General features: G+C 38.2%; 29 protein-coding genes. All 29 read left to right on the top strand.

Annotated elements, in window-relative coordinates; translation table 11 throughout:
* Nucleotides 1-18: 18 nt before the first annotated feature.
* The 29 genes from ACYQ0N_RS08750 to ACYQ0N_RS08610 all read left to right on the top strand — a co-directional run bounded on the left by ACYQ0N_RS08750 (nucleotide 19) and on the right by ACYQ0N_RS08610 (nucleotide 15,873).
* Complete coding sequence (locus ACYQ0N_RS08750; RefSeq protein ID WP_460162338.1) at nucleotides 19-948, top strand: DUF4373 domain-containing protein; 930 nt, start codon at nucleotides 19-21, stop codon at nucleotides 946-948.
* A complete protein-coding gene (locus ACYQ0N_RS08745) occupies nucleotides 941-1,144 on the top strand; it encodes a hypothetical protein (RefSeq protein WP_460161739.1) in 204 nt (67 codons plus the stop codon). The genes ACYQ0N_RS08750 and ACYQ0N_RS08745 overlap by 8 nt, the downstream gene beginning before the upstream one ends.
* Entirely contained in the window at nucleotides 1,107-1,484 is a 378-nt protein-coding gene (locus ACYQ0N_RS08740) for a RusA family crossover junction endodeoxyribonuclease (RefSeq protein ID WP_460161740.1), read from the top strand. Before ACYQ0N_RS08745 ends, ACYQ0N_RS08740 begins: the two co-directional genes overlap by 38 nt.
* An 18-nt stretch (nucleotides 1,485-1,502) precedes the next feature.
* The gene (locus ACYQ0N_RS08735; protein WP_460161741.1) at nucleotides 1,503-1,730 is read left to right on the top strand and encodes a hypothetical protein; all 228 of its coding nucleotides are present in this window, start codon (nucleotides 1,503-1,505) and stop codon (nucleotides 1,728-1,730) included.
* A complete protein-coding gene (locus ACYQ0N_RS08730) occupies nucleotides 1,705-2,175 on the top strand; it encodes a YopX family protein (protein WP_460161742.1) in 471 nt (156 codons plus the stop codon). Before ACYQ0N_RS08735 ends, ACYQ0N_RS08730 begins: the two co-directional genes overlap by 26 nt.
* Nucleotides 2,168-2,392: a hypothetical protein gene (locus ACYQ0N_RS08725; RefSeq protein ID WP_460161743.1), complete on the top strand. Its 225-nt coding sequence runs from the start codon at nucleotides 2,168-2,170 to the stop codon at nucleotides 2,390-2,392. Before ACYQ0N_RS08730 ends, ACYQ0N_RS08725 begins: the two co-directional genes overlap by 8 nt.
* The gene (locus ACYQ0N_RS08720) at nucleotides 2,385-2,597 is read left to right on the top strand and encodes a hypothetical protein (RefSeq protein ID WP_460161744.1); all 213 of its coding nucleotides are present in this window, start codon (nucleotides 2,385-2,387) and stop codon (nucleotides 2,595-2,597) included. Before ACYQ0N_RS08725 ends, ACYQ0N_RS08720 begins: the two co-directional genes overlap by 8 nt.
* Before the next feature lies 1 nt (nucleotide 2,598).
* Nucleotides 2,599-2,775: a hypothetical protein gene (locus ACYQ0N_RS08715; RefSeq protein WP_460161745.1), complete on the top strand. Its 177-nt coding sequence runs from the start codon at nucleotides 2,599-2,601 to the stop codon at nucleotides 2,773-2,775.
* Complete coding sequence (locus ACYQ0N_RS08710) at nucleotides 2,765-3,031, top strand: hypothetical protein (protein ID WP_460161746.1); 267 nt, start codon at nucleotides 2,765-2,767, stop codon at nucleotides 3,029-3,031. Before ACYQ0N_RS08715 ends, ACYQ0N_RS08710 begins: the two co-directional genes overlap by 11 nt.
* Complete coding sequence (locus ACYQ0N_RS08705) at nucleotides 3,018-3,233, top strand: hypothetical protein (protein ID WP_460161747.1); 216 nt, start codon at nucleotides 3,018-3,020, stop codon at nucleotides 3,231-3,233. The genes ACYQ0N_RS08710 and ACYQ0N_RS08705 overlap by 14 nt, the downstream gene beginning before the upstream one ends.
* Nucleotides 3,230-3,391, top strand: a complete 162-nt coding sequence (locus tag ACYQ0N_RS08700; protein ID WP_419069869.1) for a hypothetical protein — start codon at nucleotides 3,230-3,232, stop codon at nucleotides 3,389-3,391. Before ACYQ0N_RS08705 ends, ACYQ0N_RS08700 begins: the two co-directional genes overlap by 4 nt.
* The gene (locus tag ACYQ0N_RS08695; protein WP_460162448.1) at nucleotides 3,388-3,852 is read left to right on the top strand and encodes a hypothetical protein; all 465 of its coding nucleotides are present in this window, start codon (nucleotides 3,388-3,390) and stop codon (nucleotides 3,850-3,852) included. The genes ACYQ0N_RS08700 and ACYQ0N_RS08695 overlap by 4 nt, the downstream gene beginning before the upstream one ends.
* Before the next feature lie 272 nt (nucleotides 3,853-4,124).
* Nucleotides 4,125-4,952 carry a hypothetical protein gene (locus ACYQ0N_RS08690; protein WP_460162347.1) on the top strand — a complete coding sequence of 276 codons (828 nt, stop codon included), beginning with the start codon at nucleotides 4,125-4,127 and terminating at the stop codon, nucleotides 4,950-4,952.
* Nucleotides 4,945-5,397, top strand: coding sequence for a hypothetical protein (locus ACYQ0N_RS08685; protein ID WP_460162348.1), 453 nt, complete (start codon nucleotides 4,945-4,947; stop codon nucleotides 5,395-5,397). Before ACYQ0N_RS08690 ends, ACYQ0N_RS08685 begins: the two co-directional genes overlap by 8 nt.
* Nucleotides 5,398-5,519: 122 nt before the next feature.
* The gene (locus ACYQ0N_RS08680; protein ID WP_460162447.1) at nucleotides 5,520-5,921 is read left to right on the top strand and encodes a terminase small subunit; all 402 of its coding nucleotides are present in this window, start codon (nucleotides 5,520-5,522) and stop codon (nucleotides 5,919-5,921) included.
* Entirely contained in the window at nucleotides 5,887-7,143 is a 1,257-nt protein-coding gene (locus tag ACYQ0N_RS08675; RefSeq protein WP_460162446.1) for a PBSX family phage terminase large subunit, read from the top strand. The genes ACYQ0N_RS08680 and ACYQ0N_RS08675 overlap by 35 nt, the downstream gene beginning before the upstream one ends.
* A 12-nt stretch (nucleotides 7,144-7,155) precedes the next feature.
* Nucleotides 7,156-8,592, top strand: a complete 1,437-nt coding sequence (locus ACYQ0N_RS08670) for a phage portal protein (RefSeq protein WP_177533597.1) — start codon at nucleotides 7,156-7,158, stop codon at nucleotides 8,590-8,592.
* Nucleotides 8,585-9,859 carry a polymorphic toxin type 50 domain-containing protein gene (locus ACYQ0N_RS08665; protein ID WP_460162445.1) on the top strand — a complete coding sequence of 425 codons (1,275 nt, stop codon included), beginning with the start codon at nucleotides 8,585-8,587 and terminating at the stop codon, nucleotides 9,857-9,859. The genes ACYQ0N_RS08670 and ACYQ0N_RS08665 overlap by 8 nt, the downstream gene beginning before the upstream one ends.
* The gene (locus tag ACYQ0N_RS08660) at nucleotides 9,852-10,067 is read left to right on the top strand and encodes a hypothetical protein (protein ID WP_460162444.1); all 216 of its coding nucleotides are present in this window, start codon (nucleotides 9,852-9,854) and stop codon (nucleotides 10,065-10,067) included. Before ACYQ0N_RS08665 ends, ACYQ0N_RS08660 begins: the two co-directional genes overlap by 8 nt.
* 105 nt (nucleotides 10,068-10,172) lie before the next feature.
* Complete coding sequence (locus ACYQ0N_RS08655) at nucleotides 10,173-10,820, top strand: Rha family transcriptional regulator (RefSeq protein ID WP_460162349.1); 648 nt, start codon at nucleotides 10,173-10,175, stop codon at nucleotides 10,818-10,820.
* A 60-nt stretch (nucleotides 10,821-10,880) separates the two neighbouring features.
* The gene (locus ACYQ0N_RS08650; protein ID WP_460162443.1) at nucleotides 10,881-11,288 is read left to right on the top strand and encodes a beta-sandwich lipoprotein; all 408 of its coding nucleotides are present in this window, start codon (nucleotides 10,881-10,883) and stop codon (nucleotides 11,286-11,288) included.
* Between the two features lie 74 nt (nucleotides 11,289-11,362).
* Nucleotides 11,363-12,019, top strand: coding sequence for a phage scaffolding protein (locus ACYQ0N_RS08645; protein ID WP_460162442.1), 657 nt, complete (start codon nucleotides 11,363-11,365; stop codon nucleotides 12,017-12,019).
* Between the two features lie 21 nt (nucleotides 12,020-12,040).
* On the top strand, nucleotides 12,041-13,057 hold the full coding sequence (locus ACYQ0N_RS08640; protein WP_460162441.1) for a N4-gp56 family major capsid protein: 1,017 nt from the start codon (nucleotides 12,041-12,043) through the stop codon (nucleotides 13,055-13,057).
* Between the two features lie 14 nt (nucleotides 13,058-13,071).
* Entirely contained in the window at nucleotides 13,072-13,596 is a 525-nt protein-coding gene (locus ACYQ0N_RS08635; protein WP_460162440.1) for a head-tail connector protein, read from the top strand.
* A gap of 1 nt (nucleotide 13,597) precedes the next feature.
* Nucleotides 13,598-13,936 carry a hypothetical protein gene (locus ACYQ0N_RS08630; protein WP_460162439.1) on the top strand — a complete coding sequence of 113 codons (339 nt, stop codon included), beginning with the start codon at nucleotides 13,598-13,600 and terminating at the stop codon, nucleotides 13,934-13,936.
* The gene (locus ACYQ0N_RS08625; RefSeq protein ID WP_460162438.1) at nucleotides 13,937-14,350 is read left to right on the top strand and encodes an HK97 gp10 family phage protein; all 414 of its coding nucleotides are present in this window, start codon (nucleotides 13,937-13,939) and stop codon (nucleotides 14,348-14,350) included. It begins immediately after the preceding gene.
* On the top strand, nucleotides 14,347-14,724 hold the full coding sequence (locus ACYQ0N_RS08620; protein ID WP_177532715.1) for a hypothetical protein: 378 nt from the start codon (nucleotides 14,347-14,349) through the stop codon (nucleotides 14,722-14,724). The genes ACYQ0N_RS08625 and ACYQ0N_RS08620 overlap by 4 nt, the downstream gene beginning before the upstream one ends.
* 1 nt (nucleotide 14,725) lies before the next feature.
* The gene (locus ACYQ0N_RS08615) at nucleotides 14,726-15,454 is read left to right on the top strand and encodes a hypothetical protein (RefSeq protein ID WP_460162437.1); all 729 of its coding nucleotides are present in this window, start codon (nucleotides 14,726-14,728) and stop codon (nucleotides 15,452-15,454) included.
* Between the two features lie 35 nt (nucleotides 15,455-15,489).
* Entirely contained in the window at nucleotides 15,490-15,873 is a 384-nt protein-coding gene (locus ACYQ0N_RS08610; protein WP_177532713.1) for a hypothetical protein, read from the top strand.
* Nucleotides 15,874-15,895: the final 22 nt, after the last annotated feature.

Raw genomic sequence — 15,895 nt, 5'->3', positions numbered from 1 at the left:
TTGAAATGAGGTGATAAGTTGGCAAGACCGCGAAAAAAAGGGCTTGACTACTTTCCTTTAGATGTAGATTTCTTTTCGGACAAAAAAATAAAACGCCTGCGAGCCAGGTACGGTACAGACGGCGTAACGGTATATATGTATCTGCTGTGCGAAATTTACCGCAGCGGATACTATATAAATTATGATGAGGACTTGATTCTCGACATTTCAGACGAACTGAATATATCGGAAAATTCTATTCAGCAGATTATAAACTACTTGCTTAGTCGGTCACTGTTTGACGATACACTTGCTAAGTCGGTGAAGGTTTTAACTGCCGCATCAATCCAGCGAAGATATCAGGAAGCAAAAAACACACGTAAAAGTACTCAGCCTGATATTGATGTTGAAGCAAAGTTCTGGGTTTTAAAAAAAGATGAAACCCATAGCTTTATTAAAGTGCGCCCTTGTGAAAATAATTCGCAGATTAATATAGGTTTATCTGCGAATAACTCCAGTTTATCCGAGATTAACGGCACAAAGGAAAGTAAAGTAAAGAAGAGTAAAGTAAAGGAAAGTAAAGAAGACGGCGTACCGCCTACACCTGACGCTCCCCAGGATAACTGTATGTTAATATTTGAATTATATAATCGGATATGCAGGTCGTATCCCAGAATAACCCAATATTCAGAAGCCAGAAAGAAAGCTGTTAAAGCAAGCCTGAAAAAATATAATCTAAAAGATTTTGAAAGACTGTTTAAAAAAGCAGAATCCAGTGATTTCTTAAAAGGAAAAATTAAATGCGATTGGCGGGCTACATTCGACTGGCTTATAAATGATACCAATATGGCAAAGGTTCTGGACGGCAATTATGATAATCGCTCTAAAAATCTGCCTGAACAAGAGCACAGCTATAATCTGGAGGATTTAAAAGCCTTTGTAAATGATTTCGGCGGCGAATATGAATAGTTATATTTACGGAAGATTTCAATGGGTGGCATGTCATGAATGCGAGCTTGGCGGAAATTCACTGGCCTTATGTGAAATAGGCCAAAAAGTGACTACTGAAAAAAGCAATTATTTCAAGCGCGGCTGTTGGAACGGCGTGCTTATGGAGAAATACAGGAATGAAATACACGATAAACGAGATACCTCCGAGCAATAACAAATTTATCGGGAGGACAAATAAATGGGAGTATCAGGAAAAGAAAAAGTACTGGGCGAAGCTTATATCGCTTAAATGCAGGCCTAAACCGGAAAAACCGCTTGAAAAGGCCGTTGTTACCCTTACATATTTTTTTGGAAATAAAATACGGCGGGATCCCGACAACTACAGCGGGAAGTTTATACTGGACGGACTTGTAAAGGCGGGTATTATTGCCGACGACAGCTTCAGCAACATTGACCTGAGACTGTGCGGCAAGGTGGATAAGAAAAATCCAAGAACGGAGATTGAAATAACGAACGACAGCTATTCGGCTGTTAATGAAAGTCAGGGAGGATAAAAAATTAGGAGGTAATCTATGTATAAGGCAAAAAATATTGATACTGACAAAGCGTTAGAAGCGATTGAAGCTTATCGTCGTCGAAAGGAGTATGATTACGACCGTGATTTATATGGACTCAAAAAATATTACGACGGTATTCAAGCGGGTTTGAATTTTGCTGAAAGCTTGTTTAAATGCGCTAATTATGAAAAGGAAAAGGTTAGAACGGAGGCAGCCGATGAGGGCGATATTATTCAGAGGTAAGCGGTATAACGGCGCGTGGCTTGCTGGAGATTTGCTTGCAAACAAATACGAAAGACCAAATATTTGCCCTATAGGCGATGTTAACTGTTATCCGGTCATTCCCGAAACAGTCGGACAGTATACGGGCATGAAGGATGAATACGGCAGGAAGATTTTTGAGGGGGATATTGTTGAGTTTTATTTTTATAATAAAACAAAACATAATCATAATGGCGCATTGATTAAAACAATGCTCATAGAGTGGTTTGCTGGTTCATTTTACATGACAGAATTGTTTCGAAATTATAGATTAGAAGAAGGTCCCGAGATAATTACTGAAAAAATATATACTTATAGAAGCAGTCAAACACACGGTGTGTACAAATCCCACTGTTGTTATTACGCTAAATTAGTAGGCAATAAATTTGACAACCCCGAACTGTTGGAAGGAGAAGAAAATGATTAACGAAGATAAGGCATTGAGGATGTTTTACGAAAAGTACGTGGAAAAACACAAAGGGCAGAGTATGGAAGTGGGAGATACAGAAGTTGCAGTTTTAAATAACTGCACAATGATTATTTCTATACCTGAGAAAAATCATTTAAGTATTAAATTTACGTCCAAGCCATTTTACATAAATGAAAACCTTGATATGTATGAGGAGGACGAAGAAAATGAGTAAAGAAGAAATCTTAAAGTATGCTGCCGAGGCGATCGAAAAGCAGATACCGAAAAAGCCGAATATTTACGGTGACGGTTATGACGATGACGACAATCTGATATACGACATGTACGATTGCCCTAACTGCGACAGCAGCTATGAAATAGATTATGAAAAATATGATTATTGTCCGAAATGCGGTCAGGCAATAGATTGGAGCGAATGAAATGAAAACCTACATAGTCAGAGCAACGGCGCAGATTCAGCTTACGGCTGAAACGGACAAACCGGAGGATATGAAGTCGTTGGTTAAAAGCGTTTTAATGGATGTTTGTGATGTAAGCGCGGATATCACGGATTTAAGCATTGAGGAAATTTCAGGAGGAAAGAGTAATGAATTTTAACGTCGAAAAGGAAAGATGCGTATTTGCAAAAACGGGTTTTGGCGACAGCGAATATAAATGCGATCTACTTAGTGAGGAATGTGACGGTTTAAAACAAACAAAAATTTGTAAGTTTTATAAAACTAAAGAAGAGTTTGACGCCGCTAATGACAGAGCGATTGAACTATGCCGCGATAAGCATTTATGCGGCGATTGTAAATACCGCAAAAAGGCTTGTTTAAAAAGTACAGAGGGTAAAAGCAGTGCCGTATTGTAAACCGAAATGCAATCCGCCTTACGATTGCTTAAACGGCAGATGCCCTTATGAGGACGATTGTCATTTTAACGGATCAGCGACAAAGGAAGAGACAAAAGCTTTGCATGCGGCGAAGCTGCCGCAGGGCAGACCGGGACAGTCCAGTAACTTTGACAGAATAGACGATATAAAATATAACTTTAGGTCAAGGAGACTGATATGATTAAAAAATACCGTGTATTTAATAAGCTGACCAGCCGTTACCTCGGAACGCTCGATAACGGGTACTTGGAGTTCGATTCTGCAAGAGCCGCCAGAAGGTACATAATCAGAGCGGGTAAAAGGCTTGATATTTTTAGGATCGAGGAGGTAAGGGCGTGAATCTTGATGAAACTAAAGAGTATTTATTGCAGATACGAGACATCGATAAAAAAATAGCATCATTAAAGCGGTCTATAGAACAATGTGAAGAGAGGGCTACAAGTATAACGACTGCATACAACGAATTGCCGCCTCAGCATAATGGAGCTATTTCCCAAAAGGTAGCAAGCAATGCTGAGCGGGCTGTGGATTATGAAACTGATGTTAAAACATTGAAGGAAAAGGCGGAGCAACTGAAAATCAAGATAAGCCGCGAAATTTATAATATGCCGAATAACACATATTCCGCGCTATTACGTGATTACTACATCAACGGGTTGCCTTGGGAGGATGTTGCTGAAAATATTGGTAAGGATTCTGATTATACAAAAAAAGAATTACATAATAAAGCTCTTTTGATGTTCGAAAAAAGTTTTTTAAAAAACCCACGAATACCCACGAATACCCCTTTTATTCCGTAATAAAAAATGTTATTATTATGATGGCAAAAACCAAAATAAAAGCCAACGGGAAAAACAGTAGGCTTTCCGGGCGTGAAAGCGTCCGGTTCGCTTTTCCGTGTTTGACATTAATTCCTTTTAATAGCCGTTTACATAGAACAGCTTTACCTTTTATTGTTAATTTGCACAAATTATATCTTAATTTATTTATATCAAATTATTTTTTATATATTGTAAAAGGTGATAATTTGTGGTAAAATTTAGAAAAAGGTAAATTAGAGGAGTTACTGTTTATGAGATTATCTTTCAAAAATATGCAGCTTATTATAAATGGCAAAATACCGGATAGAGATATGCTATTAAAAATAGAAAATAACCAAAGGGAGAAATTTATTGATGAAAAAAATGATAAGATATATAAATTTAGAATAGAATATAACAAAATACAAGATTACTTATGGATTTATGCTAATTATGATAATTTTCATAAGAGAAGCAAAACTGTATATAACGAACCTAAAAACGAAGAAGAACCCAATCCAAGAAAACCATTTCAAATTGAATTAAAAAATCAATTATTTGGTTTGTATTATATTAATACCGGAACTTTTTATATATCTAATTCAAATAAGAAAGGCGTTTTTATTGATTATTTAAAAAATATTCTTAATTTGGATGTCTATATTAAAAATCAATATAAAAGTGTGGAAGAATTTAGTAAATCAATAAGTTCATTAAAAAATATTAAATTTACTGTAATGCCAAGTATTTTTCAGAGTGATAATGGTGTATATGAATATACTAAGAATATTTTTGGGTTTGATTATGCTCAATATATTACTATAGATGTTAATTATGATCGCTTAAGCTTTAAGCATAATAAAGATAGTTTTATAAAAAGAATATTTAACAGTCAAAAAAATAATGAGATAGAGAATGTTTTAGTGTGCGGTTATAACGATAATGATATAGAAAGTACATTAAATATACAAAATTATATGGTTTCATTAGATATAAATGTAGGGCTTGATCCAGAAACTGGCTTGTACGACAATAATACGGTTAAAAGTGAATTGATTAATAAAATAATACATTTTTCGAAGGAGGAAACATTTGTATAAAAGGGATAAAAAACAAATTATTATACTAATAATTTTAAGTTTCTCATTTAATCTTTTTTTCGATCTTAAATCTATAAAAATTTCTAATGATATTCTTACAATTATGTCGATTCTATTGGGATTTTATATCACAGCCATATCTACACTTTTTGGGTCAAAAATAATAAAAGAATATGGCCAGCTAAGAGATTCTAACATTTCATATCAAACTAAACTTGGAACCTTGCTAAAGTATTTCAAAAGTAGTGTATATACAGCTTTTTTTACTATTTTTTTTTCATTGATTTGTTCGCTATTTAAAGGGAAAAACTACTTAAAAGAATTTCATTTAAATGAATTGGCATCAGCTATTTTAACTTCATCAACAATTGTTTCACTATTTTTATTTTATTTATTAATAAAGATATTTTTCGCATTATTTTATAACGAAAGTCAAAAAAGTTAAAAAGAAAGTTATCAATATAATTAAAACCATTTCGGTGAAGCCACCGATATGGTTTTTATATTTCAAGCCTTAATCTATTGATTAGGGCTTTTCTTATACCCAATGAAAGGAAGGTGAGGTAAATGCCAAAATTAACAGAAAAACAAAAAAGGTTTGGTGAGGAGTACCTCATTGACCTGAACGCAACGCGGGCAGCTGCCAGAGCGGGGTATAAAAATCCTGAAATAGGCCGTCAACTTATTACGAAAAATAACGTTTTGAATTATATAAACGAACTAAGAAAAGAACAGTCTCAGCGGACTGGAATCAATGCCGACACAGTTTTAAAAGAACTGGAAAAGATTGCTCTTGCAGATACCGATATTTCAGGTAAAGAAAAAATCAAGGCTCTTGAGCTTTTAGGAAAGCATTTGGGGATGTTCAAGGATAAACTTGAATTAGAAACAGACACAGATTTAAAAATATCAATTGATTACGAGGGCGATGAGAATGAATCTGATGATACAAGCAAATCCGGTATTTAAAGAGGTTGATTCATCAAGAAAACGTTATATAGTTATGAAAGGTAGCGCGGGATCGGGAAAATCTGTTGATACAGCACAAAATTACATACTTCGATTAATGAGGGACAAGGGGCGTAATCTCGTGTGTATACGTAAATCGGATATTACAAACAGAGACAGTACTTACGCAGAGCTTACCGGAGCGATATATCGTATGTTCGGCGACAGGACGGATAAATACTGGTCTATTAAACAAAGTCCGTTACAGCTTACGTTTCGTAACGGAAATCAGATAATATTCCGAGGGGTTAATGATGAAAAGCAGCGTGAAAAGCTGAAATCTATTACATTTCAAAAGGGCAAACTTACCGATGTGTGGATTGAAGAGGCTACAGAAATAACTCAGGCGGATTTTGAGATTATTGACGATCGTTTGAGAGGTGAGCTGCCGCAGGGGCAATTTTATCAGATAAGAATGACCTTTAATCCTGTAAATAAAAATCATTGGATAAAGAAAGTTTTTTTTGATATTCCGGATCAGAATGTCTTAACCCACCACAGTACATATTTAGATAATAGATTTATTGATAACGCGTATCGTCAACGAATGGAGCGGCGTAAGCTTGTTGATCCTGAAGGGTATCAAATTTACGGTTTAGGAGAATGGGGCGAAATCGGAGGTCTTATACTGCGTAATTGGGAAGTAAAAGAAATCAGTTTGAATTTGAATGATTACGACGACGTCGCAATCGGCCAGGACTTCGGATTCAATCATGCAAACGCGATCCTGCTCCTCGGTATCAAGGACGATAACATTTACATTCTTAAAGAAGTTTATTGCTTTGAAAAAGAAACGTCGGAAATTATTCCTCTCGCAAAGAAAGCTCAAATACCTGCAAATAAAGAAATGTGGTGTGACAGTGCGGAACCTGACAGGATAAAAATGTGGAAGAATGCGGGATATAGGGCGAAGGGCGTTGATAAGGGCGGGTCGAACGGTTCGGTTAAGGCGCAAATCGACTGGCTTAAGGGCATTGTCAAGAAAGATAAGGCGGTTAAGCGTATGATTTATGTCCACCCATCTTGCGTTAATACGATTAAGGAATTACAGCAGTGGAAATGGAAAAGGGACGAAAAGACCGGAGAATACACAGACGAGCCGGTTGCTTATCAGGACGACGCAATGGCGGCGCTGAGATACGGCGTTGAGAGATGGAGAAAAAGAAAAAAGATACTCGTATAAGGCGGTGAATAAATGCTTAATCTTGAAGAAATACAACAGCTTATGGAAGAGGACAGAATTTCTGATAAGAAAAAATTTGCCCGTAAAGGGCAGGACTATTATGAAGGCGATCATGATATCAAGGGCTACAGATTATTTTATTATAATGCCGACGGTAACTTAGTTGAAGACAAGACAAGAAGCAATGTTAAAATACCCCATGCCTTTTTTGCCGAATTGGTTGATCAAGCTGTTCAATATATGCTGTCCGGCTCGGACGGATTTATAAAGTCGGATTTCCCGGAACTGCAAAGCGAATTGGATTTATATTTTAACTGCAATGAAGATTTTACTTCGGAGCTGTCGGAAACATTGACAGGCTGCATGTCAAAGGGCTTTGAATATATGTACGCTTATAAGAATCAGGACGATAGAATTTCTTTTCAATGCGCCGATTCTTTAGGCGTTGTAGAGGTAAGGACAAAGGAATCGGACAGCGAAACGGAGTATATAATATATTCTTATTTGGATCGAGTAGAAAGAAACCGTAAGAAAATAACGCGTATTCAGGTATGGGACCGCGAGCGGGTATATTTCTTTTTAATGACCGACAAGGGAAAAATAATAAAAGACGAATCCGAGAAGCTTAATCCAAAGCCCCATGCAGTGTATGAGCACGGTAAGAAAATTTATTACAAAGGCTTCGGATTTATACCTTTTTTTCGTTTGGATAACAATAAAAAGCAATTTTCTTGTTTAAGGCCCATCAAAGATCTTATTGACGACTATGATCTTATGGCGTCAAGCCTGTCAAATAATCTCATCGATTTTGATACTCCGATTCACGTCGTTAAAGGTTTGGAAGGCGACAGTATGGATGAGCTTATACAGAACCTGAAAACTAAAAAGGTTTTAGGGCTGGAGGCCGAAGCAAATTCGGGGGTGGATATAAAAACCGTTGATATTCCTTATCAGGCAAGACTTACAAAGCTTGAGCTTGACGAAAAAAATATTTATCGATTTGGAATGGGGCTTAATACTTCCGGTCTCAAGGACACTAACGCAACTACAAATATAGCCATTAAGGCGGCGTACTCGCTCCTTGACTTAAAATGCTCGAAGCTGGAAATACGATTAATGCAATTTTTAAGAAAGCTTATTAAACCCGTTTTAAGTGAAATAAACGAACGAAATAAGACTGATTATCAGATGAAGGATATTTATTTTGATTTCAAGCACGAGGTCATGAGCAACGCGCAGGAAAACGCTCAAATTGCCTTGACAGAAGCGCAGGCTAAGCAAACGGAAATTAATACTCTGCTGAATCTGGCCTCTAATCTTGATAACGAAACGCTAATGCAGAACATCTGCGGTGTTCTCGATATTGATTATGAGGAAATAAAAAATAGATTGCCTGAACAGGAGGACTTTACTATAAAGACCGCTTTAGAGGACTTAAATAATGAATAAGTATGAAAAAGAAGTTATGAAATACTCTCTCGAACGGGAGAAAGAGGTTATATCGGAGCTTAAGGAAATCTATCGCAGGGCTCTTGATGAAATCGGCGATAAAATAAGAGCTATGATGTCAGATGAGCTTACCCAATCAAAAATTTACCGTATCGAATATCAAAGAGCTCTTAAGGGGCAGATTTCAGCAATTCTTGACGTACTTAATTCCAACCAATATGACAGCATACAAGAATACCTTAAGTCATGCTATGAGGACGGCTTTATAGGTACGCTGTACAGCTTAAATGGGTATGGATTACCGCTTATATTTCCGATAGAACAGGAACAGGTTGTTAATGCTTTAACGACGGACAGTAAAATTTCAGAGGGCATGTATAAAAAGTTAGGTCATAATGTATCGGAATTAAAAAAATCCATATCCCAGGAAATTTCAAGAGGTTTATCGACTTCTATGTCTTATTTTGATATTGCCCGTAATCTTCAAAGCAGGTCAAATGCCACAATAAATCAGTCTATGAACATTGTACAGACTGAGGGGCACAGGATTCAAAGCGTTGCCGCTCTTGCCTCAGGAAAAAAGGCCGCGGCAAAGGGAGCGAGCCTCATAAAAACGTGGGACAGTACTCTTGATAAAAAGACAAGACCGAGCCACAGAAAGCTTGACGGCCAGGTCAGAGAGCTTGACGAGGATTTTGAAGTAGACGGTATGAAAGCGGATTCTCCCGGACATTTCGGTAAGCCGTCAGAGGATTGCAGGTGCAGATGCATTGTGCTGATAAAGCCGAGGCGGAATGTTGACGGCGGATTCACTAAACGGGATAACGAAACGAAAGAACTGCTTGAATTTAAGAATGTCAAAAATTACGATGAGTTTAAGAAAAAGTATTGGGACTTGGTTGACAAATCCGGCGGAAGTGGTATAATAAAATCAGAAATAGAAAAAGGAAACATTAAGCTTGAAATAAATCATGAAAAGCAGGCGAAGCATATTAAGGGCGAGCCCGAATATAAGGAAGGTAAAAGCTATTTAACCATTTCTGAAAAAGAAGCGCAGGAAATTATAAATCAGAAAAGTGGTACAGGCATTGTAGTACTTGATAAAAATGGCAAATGGAAGAATAAAGAGCTAATTAATTGCGATTCACAAATAGGCATTGATGTAGACAGTAACACTGGCGAAGAAACGTCAACAGATAAAGGAACAATTCATTATTCAAAAACTGGAACACATTTAGTTCCAAGAAAGGAAGAGAAACATGATTAATCTACGTGATTTTTTATTTTGCGATGTAATATTAATTGATACAGACGATAAAAAATGGAAAGGGCGCATTTTTTCATTCCACGACGCGGATGATAATAGCGAAAACGAAAATTCCATAACGTTGAAACGCCCGGAAAGCGATACGAATGTAATTGAATTTTTAGAATCGGAAATAAAATCTATTGAAATCGCTAAACCGTCTCAATGAATCGAGGCGGTTTAGTTATATCACAATTTAATACAAATCAGCGTATGCCTAAAGGTATGCGCTATTTTTATACCCAAAAATAAAATAACTGAAAGGATTATTACTATGTTAGTAGAAGTATCGAAAATCAACAAGCAGGAAGTAACTGTTGTAAGCAGTCTTGATGTAGCGGAGACGTTTGAGAAACGTCATGATGATGTGCTGAAATCTATTCGTAATCTTGGCTGTTCAGACAAATTCCGACTCCGCAATTTTGCGGAGTCGACATACATTAATGAGCAAGGCCGTAAACAGCCGTGCTATTACATGACAAAAAATGGATTCTCATTTTTGGTAATGGGCTACACAGGCAAAAAAGCTGACGCTTTTAAAGAGGCTTATATAAATCAGTTTGAAGTCATGGAAAATATTCTTAAGGGCAAGCTTATAGAACGAGAAAAGGGGATCGCAGTCAGGCAGTCGCTCACGAAAGCCTTGCAGCAGTCTACTGAAAACGAAAGAATGCACGGTCATGCGTATTCGACATATACAAACTGCATTTACAAGGTTTTGTTCGGCATGAACGCCAATAAGCTGAGAGAGCATTACGGTATACCCAAAAAAGATAATCTCCGCGATTGTTTTACAGCGGAACAGCTCAGAGATATAGAAAGCATGGAAATGCTCGTGTCGTCTTTGATTAATTGCGGCTGGGGTTACGACCGGATAAAAAGCTTCATAGAAGTAACGAATGTTAAGAAAATAGCTTGTTAAGCGTTTCGGCAATAGTCGGAGCGTTATTTTTATATCACTAAAAAAGAAAGAGGTAGAATTATGAAAAGAAAATCAAAGAAAATACTTGCAGCCGTAATGGGGCTGACGTTGATGTCGGCATTGTCTGTCGGATGTCAAAGACAGTCTGAAAGAGTATCGTACAATATTTCAAAGCAAGCTGATAACTTTAACACAATTAGGCAAATAACCGTTATTAACTGCATTCAGGGCGATGTACTTTTTCAAATGACCGGAAAAATGTCCTTAAATGCGGATACCGCCGAAAATCAGCTTGAAATAATAGTTGAAGATGAAAACGGCACGTATAAAAAGCATTTTATAGGGCTATCAGATAACGTTACTTATACGGTCGAAGATGTTACGGATAATTACGTTGATAATTACCACTATACGCTTAACTTCAATCCGAATATGTGGATTCCGGTAAACTTTGAAACTATTGATTAAGCGCTTTTATGAGCGCTCTTTTCATGCCCTGAGCACGGCATAAAACTGCTTAAATATTTTTTGGAGGTAATGTTATGGAATTTTTAAAAAAGCTTTTAGGCGACGATCTGTATTCGCAGCTTGAAACTAAAATTAACGAGTATAACAGTACTAAAACAGATAAGGAAAAGCAAATAAAACTGGCGGATATAGGCAGCGGTAATTACGTGGAAAAAAATGAATATGAAGCCCTTAACGGTCAGCTTAACGGTAAACAGACTGAACTTGAAACCGCAAACGCTCTTATAGAAGACCTTAAAAAAGGTAATAAGAGTAACGATGACTTACAGAGTAAAATCAGCGAATACGAGGAGCAGGTAGCGGACCTGCGGACGCAGCTTGAAGAAACCAAGCTTAAATCAGCCGTCAAGGTCGCTCTTATGTCTGAAAACGCGGTTGACATTGATTATCTTACGTTTAAGCTGAACGAAAGCGGCGAAGCTATTGAGCTTGACGAAAACGGGAATATAAAGGGTTGGCAGGATAAAATTTCAAATCTGAAAACTAAGTTTCCGAAAATGTTTGAATCCGGCGATAGCGGAGGGTACAAGATTCTGGGGGATAACAGACTTCCGAACGGAGGCGGAGAAACAGTACTTACCAGAAACGACATACTGAAGAAGCCGTATGCAGAAAGAGCGGCTCTATATTCTGAAAATCCGGACGCATACAACGAAGCTATGAGTAAATAAGAAAGGTAAAGGTGAATCATAATGGCAGCAACAAAATTAGGAGATATTATTAATCCTCAGGTAATGGGGGATATGATTGAGGCGAAAATAACCGCGCTTTGTAAGCTTACTCCTTATGCGAGGGTTGATACTACGCTGCAAGGAACTGCGGGAGATACTAAAACCGTTCCGTCGTGGAATTATGTGGGAGACGCGGAAAACTTCGATCCGGAATTAGGCGAGGAAATGCAGACCTCTAAACTAACCGCTTCAAGCACAACGTTTACAATTAAATGCGCCGGAAAGTCTATTTCAATATATCAGACTGCGATTAACAGCGGTCTTGGAAATCCAATAGGCCAGGCTGAAACTCAGTTGTCTAAATCAATAGTCGGTAAGGTCGATAACGACGTTCTTGACGCGGCGTATACCGGCACTAATATATACGCGGCGTCAACGCTTGCGGCGGTATCCTATGACGGTATAGTGGACGCCAATGCAAAATTCGAGGACGAAGAGGATGGAATAGAAAAGGTAATGTTTATAAATCCCGCGCAGGAAGCTACTCTTCTTAAAGATGACGATTTCCTTTCTGCCGATAAATTTACCGGAGGCGTTGCCGTTAACGGAGCGATAGGCAAGATTGCGGGCTGCTGGATTAAGAAGTCTAAAAAGGTTAAACTTATACAGTTTGAAAAAGCTTCCGACGGAACGATAACCATTATAGCAGAAGACGGTACGGAATCTTCGACGGCTAAAAAGCTTTCGTCTGTTCAGCCGTATTGCTCTTCCGTACTTTCAGTAGGAGATAAGGTAAATACGGTTGCGGCGGCTTCACAGTATTATCTTTGCCCTATTATTAAGCTTCAGCCTGATGACGCTGAAACAGAATATACAGAAGAGGAACTTCCGGCGCTTACTATTTTCTTGAAAAAGGATACTCAGGTAGATCATGAATGGTTCCCGAAAAAGCAGTGTCACGATATTACCGCCGCTAAATATTATGGAGTTGCGCTCACAAACGATTCGAAGATAGTCCTTGCTAAGTTTAAAAAATAAAGGAGAGTAGTCTGATGATCATTTCTGCTGAAGAAGTCCGCAATTATGTCGATTCAGACGAAACCGATTCCATGCTCGAGGCTAAGCTTCGAGCTTTGGAATCGTTAATAAGAAGATTTACAAACAACAATTTTCAGGTAAGAGCAATTAGATCGCGGTCGGCAATAATGGACGGGAAAATACTAAAACCTCCGCCGTATTTAAAACAGGGCGATACTGTGCAGATTTCTGAAAGCCTGCTTAATAACGGGGTATATGCGGTTACGGGACTGGACGAGGACGGAATGACAGTTGACGGAGAACTTAAGAGCTGCGTTAAAAATCTTATAACAAAAGTGGAATATCCCGAAGATATAGTTATGGGCGTAATCAATATGCTTAAATGGGATTTAAATAATCGGGATAAGGTAGGAGTGCAGTCTGAAACTCTCAGCCGTCACTCTGTTACGTATTTCAATATGGATCGTGACAATTCATTAATCGGATATCCGAAAAGCCTTACAGATTTTTTGATTCCTTACATGAAAGCGAGGTTTTAGGGTGAAAAGTATTGGAGGAAACATTACAGCCGAACTACAGCTATATACGTCCGCAAGTAATGCAATCGGTGAGGCTGTAAAAACGTGGAGAACAGTTCGGTCACTAAATGGGTGGCTGGACCTTTCCGACGGTAATGCAAAATACAATGTTTACAATACGAAGATACAAGAGTCAACCCACGTTTTTATATCCGATTACACTGCTATCGGCAGTCATATCAGCGCGGAGAACTGCCGTTTATTGATAAATAGCAAGGTGTATGACGTTGTGTTTATTGATAACCCTATGGAATTAAACCGGCAGTTAGAATTTTATCTGAAATATACGGGAGGTCAGTAAATGAGCGTGGAATTTACCGATAACGCCGTTAAGGTTAAAGCGGCGATGAACGACGCGCTCAACAGGTGGTTATATGAATCGGCGGCTGAGCTTGAATCGCAGGTTAAACAAAATACCGCGGTTGACACGGGGCAGTTAAAGGGGTCGTGGGATTTTTCAGTCGATGAATCAAGAGGGGAGGCTGTTATAGGAAGTCCTCTTGAGAATTCTATTTGGGAAGAATTCGGTACCGGCGAATACGCAATGAACGGAGACGGCAGAAAAGGCGGGTGGTATTATGTTGATTCGAAAGGAAAGGGACATTTTACAAAAGGTAAGAAACCAAGACGCGCGCTTCATAAGGCGTTTCACGCAAAAAAAGCGTTAATAATCCGAAAAGCCGAAGAGATATTAAAATCAGAGGTGGGAAAATGACAATAAACGGATTGAAATATATAGCCGCACAGCTTGACTCAGCTAAAATACCTTATTGCTTTGAGGAATGGTCTAAGGAACTGCAATACCCTTATTTTGTAGGCGAATATACTGAAACCGAGCCGCTTAATGAAGACGGCGAGTGCGAAAGCGTATTTATTCTGACCGGCACAACAAGAGACGCCTGGTTAAGTCTTGAGGTCGAGAAAGAAAAAATAAGAAATCTTTTCCCGGAGGTCGGCGTAACGGCAATACTCGAAAATAAAGCGGGTATTGCCGTTTGCTATTGTTCTTCCATGCCGATTCCCACCGGGGTTGACGAACTTAAACGAATACAGATAAATCTTAAAGTAAAAGAATGGAGAGTAAAGTAATATGGCAAAAGAATTTTTATCGTCAGGTATAACAGAAAAAACACCCGGCAATACATTATTCGGGGCTGGAACAATTCACAAAGGGCTTGCTTACGGCACATATTATGTGCGTACGCAAGATACGGAAAAGCAGTCGGGCAAAACGTATTATGAACAAAAGGGCGGAAGTCAGGGGAGCGTTTCATATGAAGAAACTACAGATGAATCGCTTATTCCCGGTAAGCCTTATTATGAAAAGTATACCGGCTGGAACGGGATTCAAACAATTATAGGCGCGACCAGCGGAGGAACTAAGCTTACAATAAAACCGGAATTCAGCGACATTGAGGTTGACGGGGCGACAGTAAAGGTTAAGGGGCTGGCCGTAAAGACGGGAGAAACGGCGACTATTGAAACAAATATAATAGAGGCAACCCCTGATATTTTAAAGTCAATGGTTGTCGGAAAAATAAATACGTCTAATGAAATTCTCTCGTACACAGAAATCATATCTAACTCTAAAATAAGCGAGGGAGATTATATCAAAAATTTGGGTTATGTGGGACGGACGCTTGATGGAAGGGCGGTAATAGTTATTTTTGAAAACGCTCTTTGCACAAGCGGACTGGAAACAGAGGGCAAAAACAAAGAAAGCAGCGTTCTAAAGGCTACGTTTGAATGCTATGCAAATCTTTCGGAAGATCCGACGGCTCTTCCTTACCATATATATTATCCCGGCGGATCTATATAATAAATCGTAAGTTAAAATAAGAAAGAGGTAATAAAATGTCAGAAAAAAATTTTGAATTAAGAAAACTACGAACAAAAGACCTTTTTCCGATGATGAAGATTCTATCTAAAATCGGTATCGGAGAATTTAAAAAATGCTTTGAACTCGACGACATTAAAAACGTGGTAGGCAGAGAAGCGGATTTAGGGGCGATCGGTATCGGCGTTCTACTCGACGCGGCCGATGTACTTCTGAAAAATATAGGCTCATGCGAAAAAGAAATATATAGCTTTCTTGCAGACTTAAGCGGCTTGAGCGTTAAAGATATTCAGGAGCTTGATATGGCCGTATTTGCAGAAATGATTGTCGAGCTAATTATGAGAGACGAATTCAAAGATTTTTTTTCGGTTGTATCGAAATTGATAACCAAGGCGAAATAAAATTAATTGATTCGATGTTTTC

Source organism: Ruminococcus sporogenes, assembly GCF_054655175.1.
The sequence above is the reverse complement of the archived record's forward strand: the minus strand, read 5'-3'. Positions and strand labels throughout refer to the sequence as shown.

Coding starts and splice junctions, on each gene's coding strand:
- ACYQ0N_RS08665 (WP_460162445.1), top strand. CDS start 8,585: ATGAATAAGTATGAAAAAGAAGTTATGAAATACTCTCTCGAACGGGAG.
- ACYQ0N_RS08640 (WP_460162441.1), top strand. CDS start 12,041: ATGGCAGCAACAAAATTAGGAGATATTATTAATCCTCAGGTAATGGGG.
- ACYQ0N_RS08720 (WP_460161744.1), top strand. CDS start 2,385: ATGAGTAAAGAAGAAATCTTAAAGTATGCTGCCGAGGCGATCGAAAAG.
- ACYQ0N_RS08730 (WP_460161742.1), top strand. CDS start 1,705: ATGAGGGCGATATTATTCAGAGGTAAGCGGTATAACGGCGCGTGGCTT.
- ACYQ0N_RS08700 (WP_419069869.1), top strand. CDS start 3,230: ATGATTAAAAAATACCGTGTATTTAATAAGCTGACCAGCCGTTACCTC.
- ACYQ0N_RS08690 (WP_460162347.1), top strand. CDS start 4,125: ATGAGATTATCTTTCAAAAATATGCAGCTTATTATAAATGGCAAAATA.
- ACYQ0N_RS08660 (WP_460162444.1), top strand. CDS start 9,852: ATGATTAATCTACGTGATTTTTTATTTTGCGATGTAATATTAATTGAT.
- ACYQ0N_RS08715 (WP_460161745.1), top strand. CDS start 2,599: ATGAAAACCTACATAGTCAGAGCAACGGCGCAGATTCAGCTTACGGCT.
- ACYQ0N_RS08725 (WP_460161743.1), top strand. CDS start 2,168: ATGATTAACGAAGATAAGGCATTGAGGATGTTTTACGAAAAGTACGTG.
- ACYQ0N_RS08680 (WP_460162447.1), top strand. CDS start 5,520: ATGCCAAAATTAACAGAAAAACAAAAAAGGTTTGGTGAGGAGTACCTC.
- ACYQ0N_RS08645 (WP_460162442.1), top strand. CDS start 11,363: ATGGAATTTTTAAAAAAGCTTTTAGGCGACGATCTGTATTCGCAGCTT.
- ACYQ0N_RS08735 (WP_460161741.1), top strand. CDS start 1,503: ATGTATAAGGCAAAAAATATTGATACTGACAAAGCGTTAGAAGCGATT.
- ACYQ0N_RS08675 (WP_460162446.1), top strand. CDS start 5,887: ATGAATCTGATGATACAAGCAAATCCGGTATTTAAAGAGGTTGATTCA.
- ACYQ0N_RS08710 (WP_460161746.1), top strand. CDS start 2,765: ATGAATTTTAACGTCGAAAAGGAAAGATGCGTATTTGCAAAAACGGGT.
- ACYQ0N_RS08635 (WP_460162440.1), top strand. CDS start 13,072: ATGATCATTTCTGCTGAAGAAGTCCGCAATTATGTCGATTCAGACGAA.
- ACYQ0N_RS08655 (WP_460162349.1), top strand. CDS start 10,173: ATGTTAGTAGAAGTATCGAAAATCAACAAGCAGGAAGTAACTGTTGTA.
- ACYQ0N_RS08615 (WP_460162437.1), top strand. CDS start 14,726: ATGGCAAAAGAATTTTTATCGTCAGGTATAACAGAAAAAACACCCGGC.
- ACYQ0N_RS08740 (WP_460161740.1), top strand. CDS start 1,107: ATGAAATACACGATAAACGAGATACCTCCGAGCAATAACAAATTTATC.
- ACYQ0N_RS08610 (WP_177532713.1), top strand. CDS start 15,490: ATGTCAGAAAAAAATTTTGAATTAAGAAAACTACGAACAAAAGACCTT.
- ACYQ0N_RS08625 (WP_460162438.1), top strand. CDS start 13,937: ATGAGCGTGGAATTTACCGATAACGCCGTTAAGGTTAAAGCGGCGATG.
- ACYQ0N_RS08620 (WP_177532715.1), top strand. CDS start 14,347: ATGACAATAAACGGATTGAAATATATAGCCGCACAGCTTGACTCAGCT.
- ACYQ0N_RS08650 (WP_460162443.1), top strand. CDS start 10,881: ATGAAAAGAAAATCAAAGAAAATACTTGCAGCCGTAATGGGGCTGACG.
- ACYQ0N_RS08670 (WP_177533597.1), top strand. CDS start 7,156: ATGCTTAATCTTGAAGAAATACAACAGCTTATGGAAGAGGACAGAATT.
- ACYQ0N_RS08745 (WP_460161739.1), top strand. CDS start 941: ATGAATAGTTATATTTACGGAAGATTTCAATGGGTGGCATGTCATGAA.